This window comes from Niastella sp., from assembly GCF_045805085.1.
In the GTDB taxonomy this organism is placed as follows: domain Bacteria; phylum Bacteroidota; class Bacteroidia; order Chitinophagales; family Chitinophagaceae; genus Niastella.
In genome coordinates this window covers 17,194-41,380 of the sequence record NZ_JBJMLX010000420.1, presented here as the reverse complement: position 1 = coordinate 41,380, position 24,187 = coordinate 17,194, and the positions used below count along the sequence as shown (strand labels likewise).

General features: G+C 43.4%; 19 protein-coding genes. 12 read left to right on the top strand and 7 right to left on the bottom strand.

Annotated elements, in window-relative coordinates:
* Together ACJ751_RS21980 and ACJ751_RS21975 are read left to right on the top strand one after the other, a co-directional pair.
* Positions 1-267, top strand: a 267-nt coding sequence (locus ACJ751_RS21980) for an RNA polymerase sigma factor (RefSeq protein WP_407747678.1), incomplete at its 5' end; no start/stop codon positions are given.
* Between the two features lie 29 nt (positions 268-296).
* Positions 297-821, top strand: a complete 525-nt coding sequence (locus ACJ751_RS21975; RefSeq protein WP_407747677.1) for a hypothetical protein — start codon at positions 297-299, stop codon at positions 819-821.
* Between the two features lie 172 nt (positions 822-993).
* Here ACJ751_RS21975 and ACJ751_RS21970 read toward each other — a convergent pair whose 3' ends face one another.
* Together ACJ751_RS21970 and ACJ751_RS21965 are read right to left on the bottom strand one after the other, a co-directional pair.
* Positions 994-3,276: a Tex family protein gene (locus tag ACJ751_RS21970; protein WP_407747676.1), complete on the bottom strand. Its 2,283-nt coding sequence runs from the start codon at positions 3,274-3,276 to the stop codon at positions 994-996.
* 183 nt (positions 3,277-3,459) lie between these two features.
* Complete coding sequence (locus tag ACJ751_RS21965; protein ID WP_407747675.1) at positions 3,460-4,119, bottom strand: alpha/beta fold hydrolase; 660 nt, start codon at positions 4,117-4,119, stop codon at positions 3,460-3,462.
* A 206-nt stretch (positions 4,120-4,325) separates the two neighbouring features.
* Between ACJ751_RS21965 and ACJ751_RS21960 the strand changes: the two genes are divergently transcribed.
* From ACJ751_RS21960 to ACJ751_RS21935, 6 genes are all read left to right on the top strand, one after another.
* A complete protein-coding gene (locus tag ACJ751_RS21960) occupies positions 4,326-5,693 on the top strand; it encodes a pyridoxal-phosphate dependent enzyme (protein ID WP_407747674.1) in 1,368 nt (455 codons plus the stop codon).
* A gap of 1,301 nt (positions 5,694-6,994) precedes the next feature.
* The gene (locus ACJ751_RS21955) at positions 6,995-7,762 is read left to right on the top strand and encodes an ABC transporter substrate-binding protein (protein ID WP_407747673.1); all 768 of its coding nucleotides are present in this window, start codon (positions 6,995-6,997) and stop codon (positions 7,760-7,762) included.
* A gap of 14 nt (positions 7,763-7,776) precedes the next feature.
* Entirely contained in the window at positions 7,777-8,877 is a 1,101-nt protein-coding gene (locus ACJ751_RS21950) for a hypothetical protein (protein ID WP_407747671.1), read from the top strand.
* 11 nt (positions 8,878-8,888) lie between these two features.
* Positions 8,889-9,770: an MBL fold metallo-hydrolase gene (locus ACJ751_RS21945; RefSeq protein ID WP_407747670.1), complete on the top strand. Its 882-nt coding sequence runs from the start codon at positions 8,889-8,891 to the stop codon at positions 9,768-9,770.
* A gap of 144 nt (positions 9,771-9,914) precedes the next feature.
* Entirely contained in the window at positions 9,915-10,982 is a 1,068-nt protein-coding gene (gene fbaA, locus ACJ751_RS21940) for a class II fructose-bisphosphate aldolase (protein ID WP_014220697.1), read from the top strand.
* A 248-nt stretch (positions 10,983-11,230) separates the two neighbouring features.
* Complete coding sequence (locus ACJ751_RS21935; protein WP_407747668.1) at positions 11,231-12,289, top strand: class I fructose-bisphosphate aldolase; 1,059 nt, start codon at positions 11,231-11,233, stop codon at positions 12,287-12,289.
* Positions 12,290-12,423: 134 nt separating this feature from the next.
* On the opposite strand, the gene ACJ751_RS21930 is transcribed toward ACJ751_RS21935, so the two are convergent.
* From ACJ751_RS21930 to pafA, 3 genes are all read right to left on the bottom strand, one after another.
* Positions 12,424-12,951, bottom strand: coding sequence for a hypothetical protein (locus ACJ751_RS21930; protein ID WP_407747667.1), 528 nt, complete (start codon positions 12,949-12,951; stop codon positions 12,424-12,426).
* Between the two features lie 935 nt (positions 12,952-13,886).
* Positions 13,887-16,745, bottom strand: coding sequence for a M16 family metallopeptidase (locus ACJ751_RS21925; protein ID WP_407747666.1), 2,859 nt, complete (start codon positions 16,743-16,745; stop codon positions 13,887-13,889).
* Between the two features lie 201 nt (positions 16,746-16,946).
* Entirely contained in the window at positions 16,947-18,611 is a 1,665-nt protein-coding gene (gene pafA / locus ACJ751_RS21920; RefSeq protein ID WP_407747665.1) for an alkaline phosphatase PafA, read from the bottom strand.
* A 401-nt stretch (positions 18,612-19,012) separates the two neighbouring features.
* Between pafA and ACJ751_RS21915 the strand changes: the two genes are divergently transcribed.
* From ACJ751_RS21915 to ACJ751_RS21905, 3 genes are all read left to right on the top strand, one after another.
* Positions 19,013-20,155 carry an aminotransferase class I/II-fold pyridoxal phosphate-dependent enzyme gene (locus ACJ751_RS21915; protein WP_407747664.1) on the top strand — a complete coding sequence of 381 codons (1,143 nt, stop codon included), beginning with the start codon at positions 19,013-19,015 and terminating at the stop codon, positions 20,153-20,155.
* A gap of 218 nt (positions 20,156-20,373) precedes the next feature.
* Positions 20,374-20,820, top strand: coding sequence for a hypothetical protein (locus ACJ751_RS21910; protein WP_407747663.1), 447 nt, complete (start codon positions 20,374-20,376; stop codon positions 20,818-20,820).
* A gap of 863 nt (positions 20,821-21,683) precedes the next feature.
* Positions 21,684-22,217, top strand: coding sequence for a DUF6169 family protein (locus ACJ751_RS21905; RefSeq protein WP_407747662.1), 534 nt, complete (start codon positions 21,684-21,686; stop codon positions 22,215-22,217).
* A gap of 2 nt (positions 22,218-22,219) precedes the next feature.
* On the opposite strand, the gene ACJ751_RS21900 is transcribed toward ACJ751_RS21905, so the two are convergent.
* Positions 22,220-22,777 (bottom strand): thioredoxin family protein, encoded by a 558-nt coding sequence (locus ACJ751_RS21900; protein ID WP_407747661.1) that lies wholly within the window; start codon positions 22,775-22,777, stop codon positions 22,220-22,222.
* Positions 22,778-22,814: 37 nt separating this feature from the next.
* On the opposite strand from ACJ751_RS21900, the gene ACJ751_RS21895 reads away from it, so the two are divergent.
* Positions 22,815-23,381: a UbiX family flavin prenyltransferase gene (locus ACJ751_RS21895; protein ID WP_407747660.1), complete on the top strand. Its 567-nt coding sequence runs from the start codon at positions 22,815-22,817 to the stop codon at positions 23,379-23,381.
* 119 nt (positions 23,382-23,500) lie between these two features.
* Here ACJ751_RS21895 and ACJ751_RS21890 read toward each other — a convergent pair whose 3' ends face one another.
* A complete protein-coding gene (locus tag ACJ751_RS21890; RefSeq protein ID WP_407747658.1) occupies positions 23,501-24,154 on the bottom strand; it encodes a LolA family protein in 654 nt (217 codons plus the stop codon).
* Positions 24,155-24,187 lie beyond the last annotated feature (33 nt).

Sequence of the window (24,187 nt, the reverse complement as noted above, 5' to 3'; positions counted from 1 at the left end):
GACAATCAGAATTCAGCTTTTAAGGCGAACCAGGTAGAACAAAAATCGAAGGTGCAGGTGATTAATGAAGCATTGCGATTATTGAGCATCGATGACGCCCGCATTATTACTTTGTTTTACCAGGCCGAACAAAGCCTGGAAGAAATTGGTCGCATTCTGGGTGTTGAGCCCAATACCGCCAAAGTAAAACTGCACCGGGCCCGGCAACGGTTGAAAGAAAAAATGGAGAAACACTTTAGTGAGGTAGTTGAAGAGTTGAAAAGTTGACCAGTTTGTTAATCTTTAAAAGTAAAACAATGAGCAAGCAACAAAATATAGAAGATCGTTTGTGGGAGTACCTCGATGGCGCAGGCAGCGCTGATGATCGCTTGTTTATTGAACAACTCATTGCTTCCAACACGGAATGGAAAGCCAAATATCAGGAATTGCTGGAGCTGCAGGACCTGCTGAGCCATCGCCTGGAACTGGATGAACCCTCCATGCGATTTACCCAGAACATTATGGAAGCCATCAGCAAACATCATATCGCTCCTGCCGCCAAATCATACATCAATAAACGGATCGTTTGGGGTATTGCCGGCTTTTTCACTTGCACTATTCTGGGATTCCTGATAGCATTTTTCGCTCAGATACATTGGTCTGCCGGAAGCACCCCTGATAGTTCATTCATCAATAAGATCAACCTCGATAAAGTTGATAACAGTAAATTCTTCAGTAGTACCTATGCAACTATTTTTATGATGGTGAATGTGGTATTGGGGCTGGTTGCGTTGGATATGTATTTGAGAAGGCAGAAGGCAAAAGGCAGAAGGCAGAGATGAAAGCCCAAGCCACAGGCTACAAGAAAATACAGTTTAAAGCTTTAAGCAAAAAGCGCACTCCGGTAACCGGAGTGCGCTTTTATATTGTATTTACCTGTTAACTTGTCAACTTTATCAACCTTATCAAGTCCCTGGTCAACTCGTCAACTGATCAACTGGTCAACTATAGCAACTAATCATTGAATTTCTTCTTCAACTCCGCCAGCTTGGCCTGGAACGGATTCAGCGGCTCCTGTTTCTTCGGCTGACCTTTACCACCGCCAGCAGCAGGTTTGCGATCACTGCCACTGCTACGTCTTTCACCACCGCCACCACTACTTTTTTGCTGATCTTTCATGGTAAGCGAAATACGCTTACGGGGCACATCCACTTCAGAAACAGTAACCATTACTTTCTGGTTCAGCTTCACCACTTCATTAGGGTCAGAAACGTAGGTATTGCTCAATTGAGAAATATGCACCAGGCCATCCTGTTTAACGCCAATGTCAACAAACACTCCAAAGTTGGTGATGTTGGTGACGATGCCCGGAACCGTCATCCCTGGTTTTACATCTTCAATGGCTTTAATGGTATCATCAAAGCGGAATTCTTCAATCTGGGCGCGCGGGTCACGACCAGGCTTTTCCAACTCTTTTAAGATATCATCGATGGTATATTCACCAATGCTTTCAGTGATGTATTGTTTCTTGTTGATCTTTTTGCGCAGCTCGCCTTTTTTAATCAGGTCTTCGAGTGAAGCCTGTAGATCTTTAGCCATGCTTTCTACCACATGATAGCTCTCCGGGTGAACGGATGAATTATCGAGTGGGTTCTCAGCGCCGGGAATGCGTAAAAAACCCGCGCACTGCTCAAATGATTTGGGTCCCATCATCGGCACCTTCTTCAATTCTTCACGGGTTTTGAAAGGCCCGTTCTTGGCGCGGTACTCAACAATATTTTTAGCCAGTGTATTACTTAAACCTGATACATATACCAGCAGGTGTTTGGATGCCGTATTCACATCAACACCCACAAAGTTCACCGCACTCTCTACTACCCTGTCCAACGCTTCTTTCAGTCGGGTTTGGTTAACATCGTGTTGGTACTGACCTACACCAATTGATTTGGGGTCGATCTTTACCAGTTCGCTCAGCGGATCGAGCAAACGACGGCCAATACTTACAGCGCCACGTACGGTTATATCCTGATCGGGGAATTCTTCCCGGGCTACTTCAGAGGCAGAATAAATGGAAGCGCCGCTTTCATTTACCTGGAACACACTTACCGGTTTGCCAAAATCAATGCTGCGTACCAGTTGTTCGGTTTCACGGCCGGCGGTACCATTACCAATACCGATCGCATCAATCTCATATTTATCAACCAGGAATTTTAATTCAGATACACTTCCCTGCCAGTCGTTTTGCGGCGGGTGTGGGTAGATGGCAGTGTTGTACACCAGGTTGCCCTGTGCATCCAGGCAAACCAGTTTGCAACCGGTACGGAAACCGGGGTCCAACGCCAGCACCTTTTTTGAACCTAATGGGGAAGCCAGCAACAGTTGACGCAGGTTCTCGGCAAATACATTAATAGCTTCTTCATCGGCCTTGTTCTTGCTGGCCAGGCGGAACTCATTTTCAATAGAAGGTTTCAGCAAACGGTCGAATGAATCGTCGATCGCTTTCTTTACTTCTGAAGCAAATGGGCTGTTACTTTTTATGAATGTTCTGTTGAGGTCATCAACAGCAGTTTGTTTGTCGATATTGATGTCCATCACCAGGTAACCTTCTTTCTCGGCCCGGCGTATGGCCAGGATGCGGTGTGAAGGACTGTCGGCCAGATTTTCGTTGAACTCAAAGTAATCACGGTATTTCTGCGCTTCTTCTTCCTCTTTTTTGCTGGTGAGTACTTTCGCGGACAGCTTGGCTGTTTCGGTAAACTCCTGGCGAACTTTATTACGCGCCTGTTCGTTTTCACTTACCCACTCTGCAATGATATCGCGGGCGCCCTGCATTGCTTCCTTGATATCTTTCACCTGCTCGTTAATGAATTTGGCGGCTACTTCATCCATATTCTCAGCACCCTGTTCAAACACCAGTTTCGCCAATGGCTCCAGTCCTTTTTCAATAGCCTGGGTTGCCCTTGTTTTGCGTTTGGGTTTGTAGGGCAGATAAATATCTTCCAACTCGGTAGCATCGTAACAATTTTCAATACGATCTTTTAACTCGGGCGTTAATTTGTCCAGGCCTTCGATCGTTTTTACAACCGTTTCTTTGCGTTTATCCAGTTCAGAAAAATAAGCGATCTGTTCAACCACCTGGCCAATGCCCACCTCATCCATGTTGTTGGTCGCTTCCTTACGGTAACGGGCCATAAATGGAATGGTTGCTCCTTCACTTTGCAAGTCATGGATATTCGTGACCTGCTTAATGCTGAATGATAATTTTTCAGCGATCTTCTGAATGTACTTTACTTCCATCTATTGAGAATTTGCAGTTTTTTTAATGTCTTACCGGTTCAACCTAAAAATCGGTATAAGGGGTCGCAAATGTAAGGTATGCTAACAAAGAAAAAACTTGTTTTTACTAACAACATTTTTCCTTAAAAAACGTACCAGATTTTTAATTGGACTGCCCAAATTTATGATTTAAAATGGCAATGCTTATAAGTATTTGAGGGGGGAAGTAAGTGCTTTAGCCAAAAACTCATTCACTACATCGGGCTTCGTAACCACCATAACATGCCCTTGTTTTGGAATAGTCAATGTTGGATTTGTAAATCGTACAGGTAATATTTCATCGCTTTTACCATGTATATGCCATAATGGTTGTGGCACCTCATCGTTTTGCCAGTTCAGGATAGCATCAACGCTCCAGCGAATTAGATCCGAATCACTTTCGTTAATAAGTTCTAACAACATTAATTTATCTGCCTGTTTTTCCCGGGTGAAGAGCCGTTTGGTAGCGGCCGTTGATTTTAACAGCGATACGGGCACTATTTTATGTAGCCCCATTTTACCAACCATTTTGAAATAGCCTGGTAACTCTTTTGATACCGGTATACTTGAGATAAGAATGGTAACTGAAGGTTTATGTACTTTCGCTATTTCAATAGCCAGCATACCGCCAAATGATAACCCTACCAGGGCAAAAGGTTCCTCTTTGTTGATTGCTGAAGCCAGGCGCAATGCATAAGAAGGAAGGGTATCATCTTTATCAGGTGTTATCCAATCTAAATAAACTGCCTCACAACCTTCTGGCAATTGAATATATTTAAATACCCGTTTATCGGCTGCCAGCCCGGCAATAAAATACACTTTCATAGCAGGAATCTCCTATGCAAATTTACCGCTGAGTGCGGTTAAAAAGTTGACAAGTTGAAAAGTTAACAAGTTAATAAACCCCGATACCCGGGAAGCGATCTCAACGTTAACCTCGTAACTGGTTAACTCCACAACAGTTACAACTACCACAAAAACAGCTGCTAGCCATTAAAAACCTACCTTTGTGACGAACTAACAAAAACTACATGGATATTAAAAATAATATTCTCGAAACGATTGGAAATACGCCACTTATCAAGCTCAACAAGATCACTAAACAACTCCCGGCCACCGTTGTAGCCAAAGTAGATTATTTTAATCCCGGCAACTCCATCAAAGACCGCATGGCAGTTAAAATGATCGAGGTGGCCGAAAAGGAAGGCAAATTAAAACCCGGTGGAACTATTATTGAATGTACCAGCGGTAATACTGGCATGGGTCTGGCTCTGGCAGCCTGTGTAAAAGGATACAAATGTATTTTTACCACTACCGATAAGCAATCAAAAGAAAAAGTAGACATCTTAAAAGCTGTAGGCGCCGAAGTAATTGTTTGTCCTACCAATGTGGAACCAGATGACCCACGCAGTTACTACTCCGTAGCCCGCCGACTGGCTAAAGAAATTCCCAATTCATTCCATTGTAATCAATACGATAACCTGGCCAACCGGCTGGCCCATTATGAAACCACAGGCCCCGAGATCTGGAAACAAACCGATGGCAAAATAACCCACCTGGTTTGTACAGCCGGCACGGGTGGTACGGTAACAGGTACGGCCATGTACCTGAAAGAAAAAAATCCTGCTATTAAGATCTGGGCCATCGATGTGTACGGCTCCCTGCTCACCAAATTTTTTCGCACAGGCGAAGTGGATATGAGTGAAGTACACCCCTATATTTCAGAAGGTTTTGGGGAAGATTTTGTGCCCGAAAATTATGACATGAGCGTCATCGATTATTTTGAACAGGTTACCGACCGCGATGGTGCTATTATGGCCCGCCGCCTGGCTAAAGACGAAGGTCTCTTTTGCGGATACAGTGCCGGCAGTTGCCTGCAGGGGCTTATGCAAATAGCCGCCAGCCAGCCTTTGAAAAAAGACGACCTGGTGGTTTGTATCTTCCACGATCATGGCAGCCGCTATGTAGCCAAAATTTACAACGACCAGTGGATGATGGAACGTGGCTTTATGGAGGTAAAAACTTGTAAGGATATCATCAACGGACGCGCTGCCAAACAAAAGCTTGTAACTATTGAACCCGCTCATACCGTAGCCCAGGCAGTTGACCTCATGCGCAAATACGACATTGAACACATCCCGGTTATCAATGGCAGCGGACCAGTAGGCGCCATCAGTGAAAGTGGATTATTCCAGAAAATATTTTCCAACCCCGATATTAAAAACGCCACCATTGAAACGGTGATGGAACCCGCCTTCCCGATTGTTGATTTTAATACCCCCATTGAAAAGTTGCGCACGCTAATTAATAAGGACAATGGAGCAGTATTAAGTAAAGATGAATTAGGAAACTATCATATAGTTACAAAATACGATGTGATATTGGCGTTAGGTAGTTAGTTGAAAGAGTTGACGGAGTTAACAAGTTGACAAGTTAACAAGTTAATACAATATAAAAGTCCGCTCCGGTAACCGGGGTGGGCTTTTTCGTGAATCGGCAATCGTGAATGGCTCGCCAGATCTGAAATTAATTACGACCTTGCATCGCCGGCATTTTTTCTGCCCTCTGCCCTCTGCCCTAATAAAAAACAAAGCGCCCCGCATTTAGCAGAGCGCTTTTGTGAAATCTTGTTCAGGTACTTGGGACGGTTTTACTAAGGACTGGTTTGCTGATAGAGATTTCTGGTTCTCACGATATTGGATACGGGGTACGGATCAAAAACCAAAAAAACTATAATAAACAAGTAAAGGGTTTAGGGGCTCTTTCTATGGTTTCAGGAGTAAGGTCGTTCGTGTAAATCCGGTACAGAACTTTTAAAGGGTATGTCAACATCGTATTGACAGTACAAAGATGATGATGTTTTTGCGACGGTTGAAGTCTATTCGATCAATGGCTATCGTTGCTCGTTTAATGTGTGGAAAAGTCAGATTAAGCTCGTTCAATCGCCTGAAACCGTTACTGGAAGGGCGTTTCAGGCATATACTTTTATTAAATGTTTGATCTGGATCAAGAGAAAGTAAATTGTACTAACTACTCTTTCGTAACACTACCATACCACTAAAGAAATACTACGTATAACAGTGCTGGATAGCTACTATTTTTGCAGTAAATACCGAACAATTTTAATCGAGTTTTTTTGCTCTTGTTAACATTTGTATCTGCATTACCTTTGTTAAAGAAGTTGATTGATTACAAATCAATCTATTCCAATATCCAGGAAAAACTGTATGTGTTCAATATCCAGGAAAAATCAAGAAAAATCCGGTATCAGTCAACTTCATTTTTTAATAATCCGATATCATTTATAAAAGCCATTATCCAGATCCAATGTCCGTGACAAAACGAATATCCCTGTGAAAACCAACGGATATCCTAATGAATAACCAAGTAAATTAAAATCCAACGTCCGTAAGACCAAGGTAGTTCCAATTCCTGTGTGTTAAAAACCGTCTGCTTAACTCCAATAACCCCTCCTGCTAAAACCCGACAATGCTTTTAGCAGGAGGAGCAGCGGTCCCTTGAAAAGGCACAAACTCCAGGCAACAAGGCACAAGCCTTCTATTCAAACATCTTCACTAATAGCTATCTTTCTAAGTTTCTGATCTTGGGCATCCCTTCTTAAGCCTATGCTTCTATTCCTGTACCTTTGCTACTTTCAACGAATCCCAGTTCATCCCATTCATCCCAAAAATCCCAGTCTATGACAGATCAAATGGGCCGGACGGTGGAGTTGCCTGCTTCACCCCGCAGAATTGTATCGCTGGTTCCTTCCATAACTGAATTACTATCTGCTTTACAGCTCGATGAGCAGGTGACCGGTATCACCAAATTCTGTATTCATCCCAACAACTGGTTCCGGGAAAAAACACGCGTGGGTGGCACCAAGGCCATCAAGGCCAGTGTGATTCATGAATTACAACCCGATTTGATTATAGCCAATAAAGAAGAGAATGTAAAAGAGCAGATAGAAGAACTGGCGCAACACTACCCCGTATGGGTAACTGATGTAAACAACCTGGCCGATGCCCTGGAAATGATTGAACAAATAGGCGCCATCACCAGCACGCAGCCGGAAGCCACCCGTTTAATCAGTCAGATCAATGCGGCCTTTTCTGCCCTGCAAAATAAAGCCCAACAACTAAAAACCGGGTACCTCATCTGGCGCAACCCCTACATGACCATTGGTAACGACACCTTCATTCATGATATGCTTGGCCGCTGTGGGTTTAAAAACATTTTTGACAATACCACCCGGTACCCGGTCATCGATACTTGGCAACTGGCCCAATGTGATTTATTGTTACTCTCTTCAGAGCCCTACCCTTTTCAACAAAAACATATTGATGAACTGCAGGCTGAATTACCCAATACCCGCATTATCCTGGTTGATGGGGAAATGTTCAGCTGGTACGGAAGCCGGTTATTACAGGCGCCCGCCTACTTTACCAACTTATTACGGCAGTTATAGTAACTTTGGCGTATATGAATCCGATGATTGACAACATTGATATGAACGAGCCCAATAAGCCGTCCCGCAAAAAACCAATGTTCCCGGTGCATGACCGCCTGCGTGGGTATTTGAAAAATCATGGTCGTGAAGTAAAGCTGCCGGTATCATATAACGATCTGCTTCGCATCACTTATTCCCTTCCCCTGAAAGATAAAAAAGGCAACGATACCTATTGGGAAACGGTGGTGTATGATATGCGCGACTGGGAATACATTCGCAATGGACTGGTGCAGATGTATGCCTTCCTGAAAACGGAAGGTGATCTTACTTTTACCAGTCACCTCGATGTAGCGCGTATTGACTATTGCAGCTTTGGCAACTCCAATCCCTTTCGCATCCGCATCGTAAACAAGTATAATGATAACTACGATCACTACTATATTAAAATAGCCGATGCCTCGCGCATCTACGGGCTGGAGCTGGAACATATTCTTTCACCCAACCGCATTACCTATCTCACCAATCAAAACACATTGGTTGAAGAACATATACCCGGCATTCCCGGAGATGTATTTATTGACGAACACCTGAGCGATCCTCATACCAACAAGATCAGGCTGGCCAAGGAATTTGTAAAATTCAACGAGCGGTGTTTTGTACGGTTACTGGGCGATATGCGTTCCTACAATTTTGTGGTTGACATTACGCCCGATATTGAAGACTATCAATACCGCATCAGGGCTATCGACTTTGATCAGCAATCGTATGAGGGGCGCAAGAATTTATACATGCCGCAATTCTTTAAAGAGAATTACACCCTGGTCGATCTCTGCGCCAAGTTGCTTAATAAAGAAAGTATTCACCAGTATCAAACAGAAGAACGCACCATGATGGCCTTTCGCGTAGCTTCTTCCCGGTTCCGGTTAATGGAATTATTGAACATTATGTCAAAGGACCATATTTCTGTTCCTGCAAAACTGCACCAGTTGCGGACAGAGCTGGGGGATTATTTTCACAACCCGCAATTTTATAAATGTTCCTCTATGGGGCAACTGGTAAAACGACAGTTAAAACAAACCCTGCAGAAGAACCTAAAATTGATCCAGAAGAACCTGGGCAAGATCGGGGATTAATCTAACCAACCATGCAATTCACCATAACCGGTTATTCAACGGCCTTATTTTCTACCTGGTATTTCATTGATGAGCTTCGCCTGTTGTTCGATGCGGGCGATGGGCTTATGGCAAGCCTGTTGCAGAAAAGCAGGAAAGTAGAACATGTATTTATTTCCCATGCCGACCGCGATCATATAACCGGCTTGCTGCAGTTCAATCAATTGAATTCACGACCCGGTTTTCCTGTCATCTATTATCCAAAAGACAGCGGTTCTTTCCCGGCGTTAAATGAGTTCTCAATAAAATTCGATCCGCATGTTACGGGCACCGTATGGACGCCCATTTCGCCTGAGAACGATGTGCACATAAAAAAAGATCTTTTCATCAGGGCTATTCCCAATACCCATGCTGCTGAAAAAGGCGGTATCAGAAGTCTCAGTTATAAGGTCATTCAAACAAAAATGAAATTAAACCCTGAGTTAACAAAACTACCGGGCGAGGACATCAGGCGCATAATCGAGGAACGGGGAAAGCAAAACACCCACACCGAAGTTCAAACCAATTTAATCAGCTATTCCGGCGATACGCCGGTTGAGGACCTTACGCGTTGGGAAAACTCCCAAATACTCATCCACGAAGCTACCTTTCTGCGCGATGATGACGAAGAGAAGGAATTGGGCTCCCATTCCCACAAACATAGTTATCTGGAAGAAGTGATGGAAATGGTAAGCGGGTCAAACATAGAGCAACTCATCCTGGGGCATTTCTCCTCCCGCTACAGCGTCGAACAAATTGATAGCCGCATCCTGGAGTTGTGTGAGAAATATGCCATCAACATCCCGGTTTTCAGGGTATTGCCCGGCCAGGTGGGTACCAATATCCTGAACGGCCATCCCGTGAATGGAAAGTAACATATGTATCATGTAACAAATACACCAACATTCATTGCTAATTAGTTATCTTCGCGTTGCATTAAAAAAAGCCATAATCCATTAAATATTTTCCAACGCTTTTGATAGTCAATTAAATAACAACACGCTTTAACACAGAAAACGATGAAGAAATACAAACCAGGAGTACTCTTTGGTGAAGAACTCGAAGCTTTGTATAAAGACGCCAAAGAAAACCAATTTGCTTTACCAGCAGTTAATACAATTGGCACTAATACGATCAACGCTACTCTTGAGACCGCCGCAAAAGTAAATTCCCCTGTAATTATTCAATTCTCCAATGGCGGTGCACAGTTCATTGCCGGTAAAGGTATGCCCAACGAAGAGCTGCAGGGCAATATCTCCGGTGGTATTTCCGGTGCATTGCATATACATAACGTTGCAAAATATTACGGCGTACCGGTTGTGCTGCACACCGATCATGCTGCTAAAAAATGGTTACCCTGGATCAGTGGTCTCATCGATGCCGGTGAGCAATACTTCAAAGAGAAAAAACAACCCCTGTTCAGCTCTCACATGCTCGATCTGAGCGAAGAGCCAATCGAGGAGAACATTCATACATCCGTTGAATTCTACAAACGCATGGCGCCCCTGGGCATGGGTATTGAAATTGAGCTGGGTGTTACCGGCGGTGAAGAAGATGGCGTTGACAACAGCGGTGTAGAGAACGATAAATTATATACGCAACCACAGCACGTAGCATATGCTTATGAGCAATTAGGCAAAGTAGGCCGTATGTTTACCGTAGCTGCTGCTTTTGGTAATGTGCATGGCGTGTACAGTCCGGGTAATGTTGAATTGCGTCCCGAGATCCTGAAGAACAGCCAGGACTACATTCAGAAAACATACAAAACCGGCGAAAAGCCCGTATACTTTGTATTCCACGGCGGTAGCGGTTCTCCCCAACACCAGATCCGTGAAGCTATCAGCTACGGCGCTATTAAAATGAACATCGATACCGATCTGCAATGGGCTTTCTGGGAAGGTATCCTGAAATACTACAAAAAGAGTGAAGGTTATCTGCAAGACCAGCTGGGCAACCCCGAAGGCGCAGATAAGCCAAATAAAAAATACTACGATCCCCGCGTTTGGTTGCGTAAAGGCGAAGAAAACTTTATTAAACGTTTAGAAATAGCGTTTGATGATTTGAATTGCATCAACAGAAACGCTTAAAGTTTAGAATTTAATTTCCGAATTCTTTAGCGGGTTAAATTATTATGAACCAAGCCCCCCGACGCATCGGGGGGCTTTCGTTGCGTCGCACACTTGTACTGCATATCTTTGGGCGGCATTGAAAATAGCCAAAAGCCAAAAGCATTCATCGCCGCGAACCGTTTGCCGTTTCACGTTTGCCGTTTGCCGGCTGATGGCTTATGAATTGCATTAACGATTGACAATTCACAATAAACTTAAAAACAAGTATGCCGTCTAAAAAAATCATCGATCTGTTAGGTGACAAAGCTTCCTACCTGTTGGAGCACAAAAGTACCGCTGTTGACAAATCAACTATTACGCTTCCTTCCCCTAATCACGTTGAAGAAATTTGGGTCAACAGCAATCGCAGCAACCAGGTGTTGCGCAGTTTGCAAACCCTGTTAAGCCATGGCCGTTTGGCCGATACCGGTTTTTGCAGCATCTTCCCGGTCGACCAGGGCATCGAGCACAGTGGCGGCTCCGCCTTCGCTCCCAATCCTATTTATTTCGACCCTGAAAATATTATCAAACTCGCTATTGAAGGCGGTTGTAATGCTGTGGCCAGTACCTATGGCGTATTAGGCATTATGAGCCGTAAATATGCGCACCGCATACCTTTTATTGTAAAAATCAATCACAATGAATTTTTAAGTCTTCCCAATAAGTACGACCAAACTATGTTTGGTACTATCAGAAGTGCCTGGAACATGGGTGCTGTTGCTGTTGGCGCCACTATTTACTGGGGTTCTGCCGAAAGCGCCCGTCAGTTAAAAGAAGTGGCCGAAGCATTTGAAATGGCGCACGAGCTGGGCATGGCCACCATCCTGTGGTGTTATACCCGTAACAATGGGTTTAAAGTAGATGGTGTAGATTATCACACGGCTGCCGACTTTACCGGCCAGGCCAACCATTTGGGTGTTACGTTGCAGGCCGACATTATAAAACAAAAACTACCTACCAATAACGGCGGTTACCTGGCTACCAAACATGGTAAAACATCACCGCTGGTGTATGAAAAACTCACCACAGATCACCCCATCGACCTGTGCCGTTACCAGGTACTGAATTGCTACGGTGGCCGCGTAGGCTTGATCAACAGTGGCGGCGAAAGCAAAGGCACCAGCGATCTGGCCGATTCTGTGTATACTGCTGTAATAAACAAAAGAGCCGGTGGTATGGGTTTGATCCTGGGTCGTAAAGCATTCCAGCGCCCGATGAAAGAAGGTATTGAGTTGCTGAACGCTACGCAGGATGTGTATCTGGATAAAGATATTACTGTTGCCTAAGAAGGTGATGTAGGAAGTAAGAAAAATGAAGCTGATAAAAAGGTGAGCTCGCTATTAAAAGTAAGCTCACCTTTTGTATTTATTCGAATTCAATTATCAGGCATGAAGTATAGTAATCTTCTTACCTCCTACCTCTACCAGCGTCCATGCCCATGTCCACGGCCATGACCTTCATACCCACGATCTTCATAACCACGATCTTTATAATGGCCGTATCCATGTCCACGACCGCGTGGGCCATCGTAATATCGTTCACGTTCATAATAACCACCCCGTGGGCCACAATCACGCACAACAGGCTGACAGTTCCTGTAACCTCTGTAACGCGCATAAGCTACGCGGTCGTCATAAAAGTGCGTATATGGCCTTGGACCGCGGCAAACCACTTTATAACCGCTATACAGATCGTAGCTGCGGCAACGCGCCGGTAAATTGTACGAGAACTCCCAGTTGGGACCGTTCAGGTAAACGAACTGGCGTTGGGGAACGTAATAGTAACATTCAATATCTGGCAGGTAATAATAATCAGCAGATGCATAACCGGCAGGCGCCCACTGGGGTTGCGCACCGATATTCACGCTTACACTAACCTGTGCTTTTGATTGAAGGGAGGCTGTTGTTAAGAAGGCAAGTACTGGCAAAATTGGTAAAACCCGTTTCATAAATCATCAATTTGGTTATGAATATGAATCCAAAATACATGCCTTATCAATACGTAAATGTGGACAACCCAACAATTAACAAATTTTAAGATATAAACTGAGCGCCAACGGGTTAAACAGTTAAAAGCAAGCTAAAACTGATCACTTCATTAAGCCTTTGCATTCTTTTAAGAAATCAGGGTTATTTAGTTCGTTAGTTATTTAGTTTGTTAGTTGTTGAATAGTATAACATCTTCGTTTATGGTGTTCCGTGATCATAGTAAAGAGAGTGCCCTTCGACTTTGCTCAGGGGTAAAAAAAAGACAGCCAGCCATGCGGCCGACTGTCGTGATCTAGCAACCCCTAAACCAGCGAAATCGTTAAACAGGTAATTTTCAGAGCAACTTAACGATGCTAATATGAACAAAGCTTTACCTGCTACTAATTAAAGCCGGTACTAAGACGCCTCTTCCTCCGGGATATCTTTATCTATAATTTTATGTTAAGTACACCTATATGAGTTATCCAGCTCACATAATTGCATCATGTAGTTTTATAATTGAAAGCAATTCATAAATTGAAACTGTGCCATGCAAAAAAATTTCATTTCTAGCACCAATGATCAAATCCAGCGTTACACGCTAATCGTAAAGTAGTACAAGATCTAATAGGGAGGAGTTTGCTATAACCGTTTGTTCCTGCAAGTTAGTGTTTAAGAGAAAATAAAAAAATTTTTTTAGTTTTTTTTAATAATAAAACGAATGAGCAAAATTTCCATGAAGGGCGCGCTTGACCAGCGTTTGCGCGGATTGCATTTTTAGTTTTTTTACGCTTCCTCACGGTTTAGTTCAATTGTACTGCAATTCAATACTATACACATAACCACCATAAAAAAAGGCCTCCCCCCGGCTGAGCCGTGGGAAGGCCTTTAGTATTGTGTGTTAGTGATTTAGTGACTAAAATCCTTTTTTAGGTTCCTCTGTTACTGTGCTTTTGGCATTTTCAGGTAACTGTATGGCCAGGAATTCATTTCCTGCCAGCACCAGTTTGGCAGCCTGCTGCACATCTGCAGGCGTTAGCATATTTACATACTTCTCATAATGAACAAACCTGTCGGGATCACCGCCTTGCGCTTTAAGTTGCAACAGCTTTTCCACCCACACACCATTATCCTTTATGTCCAGTTTGTGCTGTTCCAACCATTGTTTTTTTACCTTGTTCAGGTAAGTGGTATCGGGCCCTTTCGAAACCATCTCATTGAATTCATTCTTAATGGCTTTTACCAGTGTATCAACCTTTTGTGGTCCACAGGGTAACTGCACTACAAAACTGAAGTTGCTGTATGGATACTTTTCCAGATCGGCATAAGTACCACCACCATAAATACCCTGGATCTTTTCGCGCAACTCTTCAATGATGCGAATGTTCAGCACTTCGCTCAACGCATGGGCTTTCATTTCAATAGCTTCACTATAAGGCGTTTCTCCTGTAAAAAAGCCCAGTATCAGACTTTGCTCTTCTTTTCCTTTGTTAACCGTTAGTGTTTTTTTACCATCTACGGGACGCACTTTGTTATCGACAAAGCTGAATTTTTTACCGGTGGCTGGTAAACTCGCAATGTATTTTTCAATCAGCGGTTTTATTTCCGCCTCTTTAAAGCTGCCGGTAAATACAAACTGCATCCCACTGGCATCGCCAAAATGTTCTTTACGAATGTCCAGCACCCGGTTATAGCTGATTTGATCGAAGAAGCTGCTGTTAGGCACCACAACCGGTGCTAACGGGTTGTTATTGAACAATAGCTTATACAAGGTATCGGCAAATGCCGCCCGCGGGTTGGCACTGATGTTGGCATACTGCAACTTATTCTTTTGAATAAATGCCCTGAACAAAGCAGTATCGCCACGTGGGGCTGTACATTGCAGGTAAGTGAGTTGAAACAGGGTTTCCAGGTCTTTTACACTACTGCTGCCTTTGAAGCCATCAGCAATGGATGAAAAAACAGGTTCCACACTAACGGTTTTACCAGCCAGCACCTTACTTAAATCGGTAGGCGAAAACTGACCCAGTCCCATGGCGGTGGTAACCGGCACCATATATTCAGCATTATACTTATCGGCCACGCCATATTCGTTTTTACCCCCGGGTCGGGTAGCGCCCATGATGATCTGGTCGCTCTTGAAATCGGTTGGCTTCAATGTTACGGTAACGCCATTGCTTAGTTTATATTCAGTGGTGCCCAGCAACGCATTTTTTGTAACCGCCAGCACTTTACCAGGCGTGGGTGTTTTGTTCAACAACGAAGAGGCCACCGCTTTTTCTTCATAAGGTTTTATCTCCGCCTTTGCTTTTGCATCGATGATCGCCAGTAACTCTTTATCAGTAGGCGCCGTACTGTCGTTTGTTTCGGGCCCGCTCATGTACACAAACAGGTTCTTCTGATCTTTTATCACCTTCGATACCTCGTTCACTTCATTGAGGGTAATGGCGGGCAACATGGCTTTTACATACTCAAATTCCTTTTCAATACCGGGTATGGGGTCCTGTACCAGAAAGTTGTTCATGTATTCATCTACCAGGTCGGCCGATTCAGTTTTAGTGCGGTTATTGTACGTGCGTTCATATTGCGCCAGTACTGTTTTCTTGGCGCGTTGTAATTCCGGTTGCGTAAAACCAAACCGTTTTACCCGTTCTATCTCTTCAGCCAGTGCATTGGTGGCCTTTCTTATATCGCCGGTACCTGCAGCCGCCATGGCATTAAAGCTCTCATATCCGCGGGCATACGAATCAAAATCAGCACTGCCATAAATGAAGGGCGGGTCTTCTTTCTGCGTTATCTCCTGCAGGCGTTCATTCAGCATGGAAACAAACATCTGCTGAATCAGTTCCTTGCGATAATCGCCGATGGTTACCGAGGCCGGTTTTTTAATGGCGGGATAATTTATTGAAACCCGGTAACCGGTAGCTTCTTTATCAGTTACCACCATGGCCTGTGAAGAATTGTAGGCAGGCACATCGGCATATTCTCTTTTACGTTCAGCAGGAGGATTGGTTAATGAGGCAAAATGCTTTTTAACCATTTCTTCCGCTTTAAGCGGATCAATGTCCCCTACCACGATCACAGCCATCAGATCGGGCCGGTACCATTCTTTATAAAAACGGCGAATGTTATCGACCGGGAAATTTTTAATGATGCTGTCAATACCTATAGGTAAACGCCTGGCATATTTTGATCCTTCGAACAAACGCGGGTACACTTTTCTGAAGATGCGGTCATTGGCGCCCTTGCCCATCCGGCTTTCTTCCAGAATTATAGCCCGCTCACCATTGATATCGTCAGTAAGGTAGGTTACATTATGCGCCCAGTCTTCCAGTACCTGAAAGCCTTTTTCGAGGTTACCGGGTTTATCGGTGGGAATGGGCAGAATGTATACCGTTTCATCAAAACTGGTATAGGCATTCAGGTCGTTCCCGAACCCTACGCCAATATTCTGTAAAAAGGAAACGATGTCGTTCTTTTTGAAATGGGTGGTTCCGTTAAAGGCCATATGTTCGGCCATATGGGCCAGCCCCTGCTGGTCGTCTTCTTCCAGAATAGAACCGGCATTCAACACCAGCCGTAATTCAACCTTCTGCTCAGGCTTTTTATTCTGGCGAATGTAATACGTTAACCCGTTCGCCAGCTTTCCGATCTTAACTTTTGTATCAACCGGTAATTTGCTTTGCCCGTTCAATTGAGCGGTAGTATGTTGAATAACCAACATACCAACCAGCAGCAACAGCCACCGGCATGCAACACGCAAGGAGTATATCATGATAATTGTTTTTGGACTACAAAAATATTGGGGTGAGCTATATACTTAAGGTCCGTTTGTAAAAATGTAGTTAAAATACAGCATAAAGCTCAAAGCATAAAGCCTACAGGGAAAATGCTTTGCCTTTACCCTTCAGGCTTTATGCAAAGAGGCCCGGTACTTCTACCGGGCCTCTCTGATATAACACCTTACAAATTATATCTATTTGACAACTTCCTCAATTACATGTCCTATACAGCCGCTGGGCATTTGTATGTGCAGCATGGCCGCCAGCGTAGCAGCAATATCCGTCATATACACTTCGCGGTTGGTTTTGCCTTTGGGAACATTCCAGCCATAGAACAGCAAAGGAATGTGAGAATCGTAGGGGTTCCAGGCGCTGTGGGTGGTGCCTGTACCGCTTCCTTCCATATAGCCCGATTGCAGCATTACCTGAATATCGCCGCTTAAATGCTGGTTATAGCCATTGGCTACCATATCCCGCTGTTTAGCCGTTAAAGGCACTTCCATCAGTTTGTTCAGGTCAAATACCTGCCCCACTTCGGGTTGAAGAATGAGGTATTGAATGACCGTTCTCTTTACCGCGTTTACATCGAGTTTCATGGAATCGATCACCTGGTGATTGAGGTAGATCTGATGATTGAAGTTGCCAATGATTAGCCTTGAAGACCCGAATTTCTCATTCAGGATCTTACCCAGGTCCTGCGACCAACGGGCGGCAGGCGCTATACCACCAGGCAATTTATTCTCTTTGCTAAAGCCAGGAACGTGTGCCACGGCATGGTCGGCCGATAAAAACACAACATATTGTCCCTTACCTACTTTGGCATCGAGGAAATTAAAGAAGCTGCCGAGGTCTTTATCAAGGCGCAGGTAATCATCTTCCTGTTCAACTGAATTAGGACCGAATGCATGACCTATATAATCAGGTGAAGAAAAGCTGATAGCCAGCAGATCGGTGATATTGTCAGCCCCCAGTTGTTCGCCAGTAACAGCAGCTTTTGCTATTTCAACCGTCATGGAATTACCATAAGGAGTAGAACAGATATTGGAATAGTTGGTACCGGCAAATTTTTTAAGATCATATGGGAAAGCTTTTTGTTCTACGCCAAAGGGAGTGGCTTCATAGCTTTTTTCGTCGGCAGTACTTTGTACATAAGAATTGATGGGATACAAGGTATTCCAGCCCATGCCATAGTATTTATCAACCAGCTTTTGTGCATTGAAGTCCTGCATCCATTTAGGAAGTTCCTTCATGTAGTAGGTTGAAGTTATCCAGTTTCCGTTGCGGCTATCGTACCAGTACGCCGCATTGGCCGAATGACCGGCGGGTAAAATACCACCTCTGTCTTTAACGGCAACGCCAATCACTTTACCCTTGAAATTGGTGGCCTGTCTTAACTCATCACCGATAGTGGTAACCTTCATGTTAAAAGGGCTCATGGCGCCGGGAACGCCTGCTTCGGCCCCAACAGTTGCCACGGTTGAGTCTTCTGTGCAGTATACGTTCCTGTTCTTTTGCGGATCGTACCAGGCATTACCTACAATGCCATGAATGGCGGGCACGCTACCGGTATAAATACAGGTATGCCCACAGGCAGTTATCGTAGGCACGTAGGGGATCATGGTGTTCTCGCAAGAAAAACCCTGATTCAGGAAACGTTTAAAACCTCCATCGGCGGCATAACGGTCATAAAACCGGTACAGGTAATCCCAACGCATTTGGTCTATAACGATACCTACTACCAGTTTAGGACGGTTTACAGTAGTTGAAGCGGTTGTGGTTGCAGTTGCGCTTGTTTTGATTTGAGCGGGTGAAATAAACCAAAACAGCAAAAAACAACTTGTTGCTAAAAGAAGGCGCATTAAAAAAGTTTTGGCAAAGATAACCGGCTATATAACCCCGTACATTAAAATTTAATAAAATCGTGAACACAAACGATTGCTTAATGTTTTGATTGCTAAGTTGTTTAACGGCCCTTTTTTCAAACTTTTAGCGTATTCTTTCAAAATATTCAGGGTTCTTTCCCGTTAAACGATATAGCAATTAAACGGCTATTAAACCATTTCGCCAAGGTTATCAAAACATTAAAAACGCTACCTTTGCGCCATTCGCCAAAAACAGCAATAACCCTATTAATAAAATCCATATTATGGCAGATATTTTTGAAAGATTACTAAAGAATCAAGGTCCAATAGGTCAACATCGTGAAAGAGCTCATGGTTATTTTGCATTTCCTAAACTGGAAGGAGAAATCGGGAGCAGAATGAAATTCAGAGGTAAGGAAATGATTGTGTGGAGTTTGAATAATTATCTGGGTTTAGCCAATCATCCTGAAATCCGGAAAGCCGACGCAGAAGGCGCTGCCCAGTACGGACTGGCATTGCCCATGGGCGCCCGTATGATGAGTGGCAATAGTAATAATCACGAGTTGCTGGAAAAAAAGTTGGCCGCTTTCGAAAGTAAAGAAGATGCTATTTTATTGAATTTTGGTTACCAGGGTATGGTTAGTTTGATCGATGTGTTGTGCAGCCGTCATGACATCATTGTTTACGACGCCGAAAGCCATGCCTGTATCATAGATGGTGTTCGTCTGCATCCCGGTCACCGGTATGTGTTCAAACACAACGATCTGGAAGATCTGGAAAAACAGCTGCAACGTGCTACAGCCCTTATCGAAAAACAAAAAGCTGGTGGTATCCTGGTTATAACTGAAGGGGTATTTGGTATGGCCGGCGACCAGGGTAAACTGAAAGAGATTGCCGAACTGAAATCGAAATATGAATTCCGCCTGCTGGTTGATGACGCCCACGGTTTTGGCACCCTGGGTAAAACAGGAGCCGGTGCGGGTGAAGCACAGGGTGTACAGGATCAAATTGACGTGTACTTCTCCACCTTCGCCAAGTCCATGGCTTCTATCGGCGCTTTCATTGCCGGTCCCAAAGCGATCATAGACTATATCCGCTATAACATCCGCAGTCAGATCTTTGCTAAAAGCTTGCCCATGCCATTGGTAGTTGGTAACCTGAAGCGCCTGGAACTGTTGCAAACCCGTCCTGAATTAAAACAAAAGTTGTGGGATGTGGCTAGCAAACTGCAAAAAGGATTGAAAGAAAGAGGTTTTGATATTGGTAAAACCGATTCAGTAGTTACGCCCGTTTATATGAAAGGTGGTGTTGAAGAAGCTACCGCCATGGTTATGGACCTTCGTGAGAACTATGGTATTTTCTGTTCAATTGTAGTTTACCCGGTAATTCCGAAAGGACACATCATTTACCGGCTTATTCCTACGGCGGTTCATACCGATGAGGATATTCAAAAAACACTCACAGCCTTCTCTGAAACCAAACAAAAGCTGGATGCCGGCGCCTATAAAGTATCGGCTATCCCTGATATGGCAGAAGCATAAAGCCAATAAACATATTGATTCTCAATATAAATTTTGATCCCGAAGCGTTGCTTCGGGATTTTTTTATGTTAATTACCCTAAAGCCAGGAAAAATAAATAAGAAATTATACGGATAAGCGTTATTACCTACTATAGATCAATAGTCCTATAGTAAATTGACGTAGTAAAATTGCCAGATATGTAATGAACTTTATTCCGGTACCCAAACATCAATATCTATGAAAGCGGTCTGTGTGTTGGCCTTGCTGCTGATGCTTTTGACAGCTAAAACAGCAACCGCACAAAGTAATAGACTACCAGACAGTGTGAATGTGCTGATCCGTTTACACCCGCGGGATGTAAAAAACCCGCTGGTTGATAGTGTATTGGTGATATTCGACCGCTTTGATCGTACCGGCGCCGGCATTATAAAACGCATTTACCATCCCACCAATAATCAATTCACCATCTCCAATGTCCCGGAAGGGAAATATTACATCAGCATCTATTGTTTGGGCTTTTACCGCGATACTTTCAACGATCTGATGTTCGTTAGCAAAAGGCATAGTAATAACCTGCGCTATAAATTAAAGCGGAGTGATGAGTACACCCCCGGTACTTATTTGCCCGATATGGAAGTTGATTTTACCAATCTTGCTATTACAAATATTAAGTCATTCAGATAGGCGTATCAGCGTAACCCAGGTACGGCATTTATTCGATCATACAGCGGTAGAAATGCGGTAGGGGTTGCACTGGAGTTGCACCAGGGTTGCACTGACACCCTCTATTCAGTGCAACCCCCAGTGGTAATTCAGTGCAGGAGATGTCCCCGTCAATACTATGTTGCATATATACCCTATGTATCAGTATAGGAGATTTACCACTGACCCGTAAAAAAATAGCCTCCCGGAGGGGAGGCTGCACTAATCAAATACCATTAACCATTAAACCTTATCCTATGAAAATTCAAATATAGTATGAATAGCTCAAAGCATAGATCTTATCGGTATGGAAATTTTAAACGACGACTATATAATTGATTTAAATCAATGGTAAAATAAACCTATTTATTTACCGATTTTGGTGTGTTTTTGTACTCTGCAACCTTTTATGCCAACATATAATTATTTCATATATTTTATTCGTAATTACTCAGCTCACGCCCATCAACACTGCTTAACACAATGCGTTGAGTATATACTTTTTAAATATGAAGAAGGTAATCTTGATGTTGGTCAAGTATAACCGATTACAAACGGATAAGTTATTAGAGATGTTTTATTATATTGGAGATTGGGATAACTTTGGGTAGTTATTTAAGCCATTAACGTTACACCTTAACTTCTACCAAATGACCACAGAAATTACTATAAATATAAAGGCAAACTCCAGGCTTGGCCAATTTATCATAAAACGTATGGCCGAAAAAAAAGCTTTCCGGGAAGCTACCGCAGGTCTCACTTTCGATGAGTATGTTGAATATTGCAAAAAGAACAACATCAGGTTCGATGCTGTCATAGATCCTTCTTTATTATAGCCGCCTCCAATGTATAAGATTGCATTTGATCCTTATTTAGGATCCTACCATTTTCATACTGAAAATGGCCTGACCTACGCTTGCCATTTTCAGGATTGGACAAGGGAATTATCTCCTGTTCTGGGTATTTATGACATTCAGGTTTGTGAATTTGATTTCACCTGCCAAAATCCGGATACCCAAAATTGTGAATTCAATAAGTATAATAAACATATTTCAGCCACTATATCCCAATTAATTTTAAATTCCTTTGCATCCGAACTGCGGGTCATAACTTATGTATGCGATACCAGCGATGGCAGACATAAAATAAGACATAAACTTTTTAAGCACTGGTTTAAAAACCTGGCTGAGCAAGAGAACTATATCAGGATACCTATTGAAATCGATCTGAAAGATGAAATGTCAGGCTTTTCGGCCAGTGCGCATGGCGGTGTTATAACAAGAAAAGACTTTCCTCATATGGAAGTCTTACAAAAAGAGTTCATTGATGAAATCCCTAATATTTTTGCACAAAAAATTGGCATCCTACAATCCAGCTAACCCTACCAATGGGATTTAAAATTCTTCTGATACTCATCAAACGACACTTTCCCATATTTGCCTTCGCCGAAATATTTGGCGATCAGTTCAAACTCATTTGGCGCCAGATAACCAGGTATGGCTTGTGGTTCCCCATCTACCGGAATGATTACGGTTGTAGGATATGATAAATTGCCATTAGTAAGATAGATAGCAAAATCGTGGGTCTTATTTCTTGTATTGAAATCATAGGTCCTGCCATTCCAGGTAATGCTCTTATGCCCTTCGGCATCGAACTTAACCGGATAAAACTTCTGCTGCACATAAGCCGTTACATCTTTGTTGTTATACGTTTTTTTATCCATCACCTTACACCAGCCGCACCAGTCGGTATATAGATCAATCAGCACCGGGCGCTTTTCCTTTTGCAGGCCGGCTGCAGCCTCATCCAGGCTCATCCATTTTAGTTTCTCTGCGCTACTTTTACCCCAGTTCTTATTCTCTCCTTTAAGGGCCGGCTTTTCAGCACATGAAAAAACAACTAACCAACAAAACAAAACCGACAATTTCAATGTTTGCATGCGTATTTTTGTTTAACACCTAAATTTAAGTCATTCCATGCACAAAATAGTGTTGGCCATTACGGGCGCCAGTGGCAGTATTTACGCCCGCTTACTGATTGAAAAACTGTTGACCATTAAACAACAATGGCAGGATGTTGCTGTAGTAATGACCGACAACGCCAAACAGGTGTGGGAAACCGAACTGGGCAACAACGACTACACCCAATACCCCATTCAATTTTATTCTAAAAATGACTTCAACGCACCTTTTGCCTCCGGTTCGGGCCGGTATAATACCATGATCATCGCGCCCTGCTCTATGGGCACCCTGGGCCGTATTGCGGGCGGTATTTCAAGCGATCTTATTTCCCGCGCTGCCGATGTAGTGTTGAAAGAACGCCGCAAGCTTATTTGCCTGGTACGCGATACGCCTTATAACCTCATTCACATTCGCAATATGGAAACCGTTACCCTGGCCGGTGGTATTATTTGTCCTGCAACCCCCTCGTTTTACAGCCGCCCCACTACCATTGAGGAAGTGGTGGCTACTGTTACCGATCGTGTTCTTGACCTGGCAGGACTGGATATAAGCACCTATCGTTGGGGAAATGAACCCAAATAATATTGAATGATGAAGTCACAAATTGATTGTAGACTCCAACTTTGAACATTCGATATTCGACATTAAAAAAGGGACTGTTAAAAACAATCCCTTTTTAATATCTTGTTGTAAGTTTCTTTTTATCGCAGATCAACCACTTCAACCCCAGGATATTTTGCTTTATCAAACACAAACAGGTTATCGGGAAGGTTAGCGCTTCCGTTCATGGTATTTACGGTATACACCATTACGTTACCCGCTTTATCCAGGATACGAGTACTGTTGATAGTCTGACTTTTTTTATCTACCAGCACATATACTTTGTGGAAGGGTTTGTTTTTATCTGTGGGGGTCATTTCAATTTCCTGTAATGTTTTTTTATTCACCACTTTATCGCCATTCAGCTTGTACAGGAAATCTTTGTCATAAAAGCTGGTAAATAACTTCTGCATGCTGATGGTGCTGGCAGAAGGATCGGGTTTGGTGATGGTTACTTCGTTGGCCGATTTATCGTACGTCCAGATGTTGGTGCCATCACAGAATATTTCCTGGCCAGTACCGGCAATGCTAACCCGGTAGCGGCTTCCTTTCAGGGATACGGTGCCCTTCTTGGTTCCCAGTAAACCGCCTTTGGCATCTTCCTGACGCAGGGTAAACGCTGCCTGAACGGCTTTAAAAGTTTTAAACTTTGCGCTTACTCCATCCAGCACTTTTTTGGCGGCGGGGTCGTTTTGTTGGCTAAAACCTATAGTGGCTATAAAAAAAGTAGAAATTAATACAATTAGGCTTTTCATTATATGAATACTTTGTGTAAAGGCCGCAAAGAT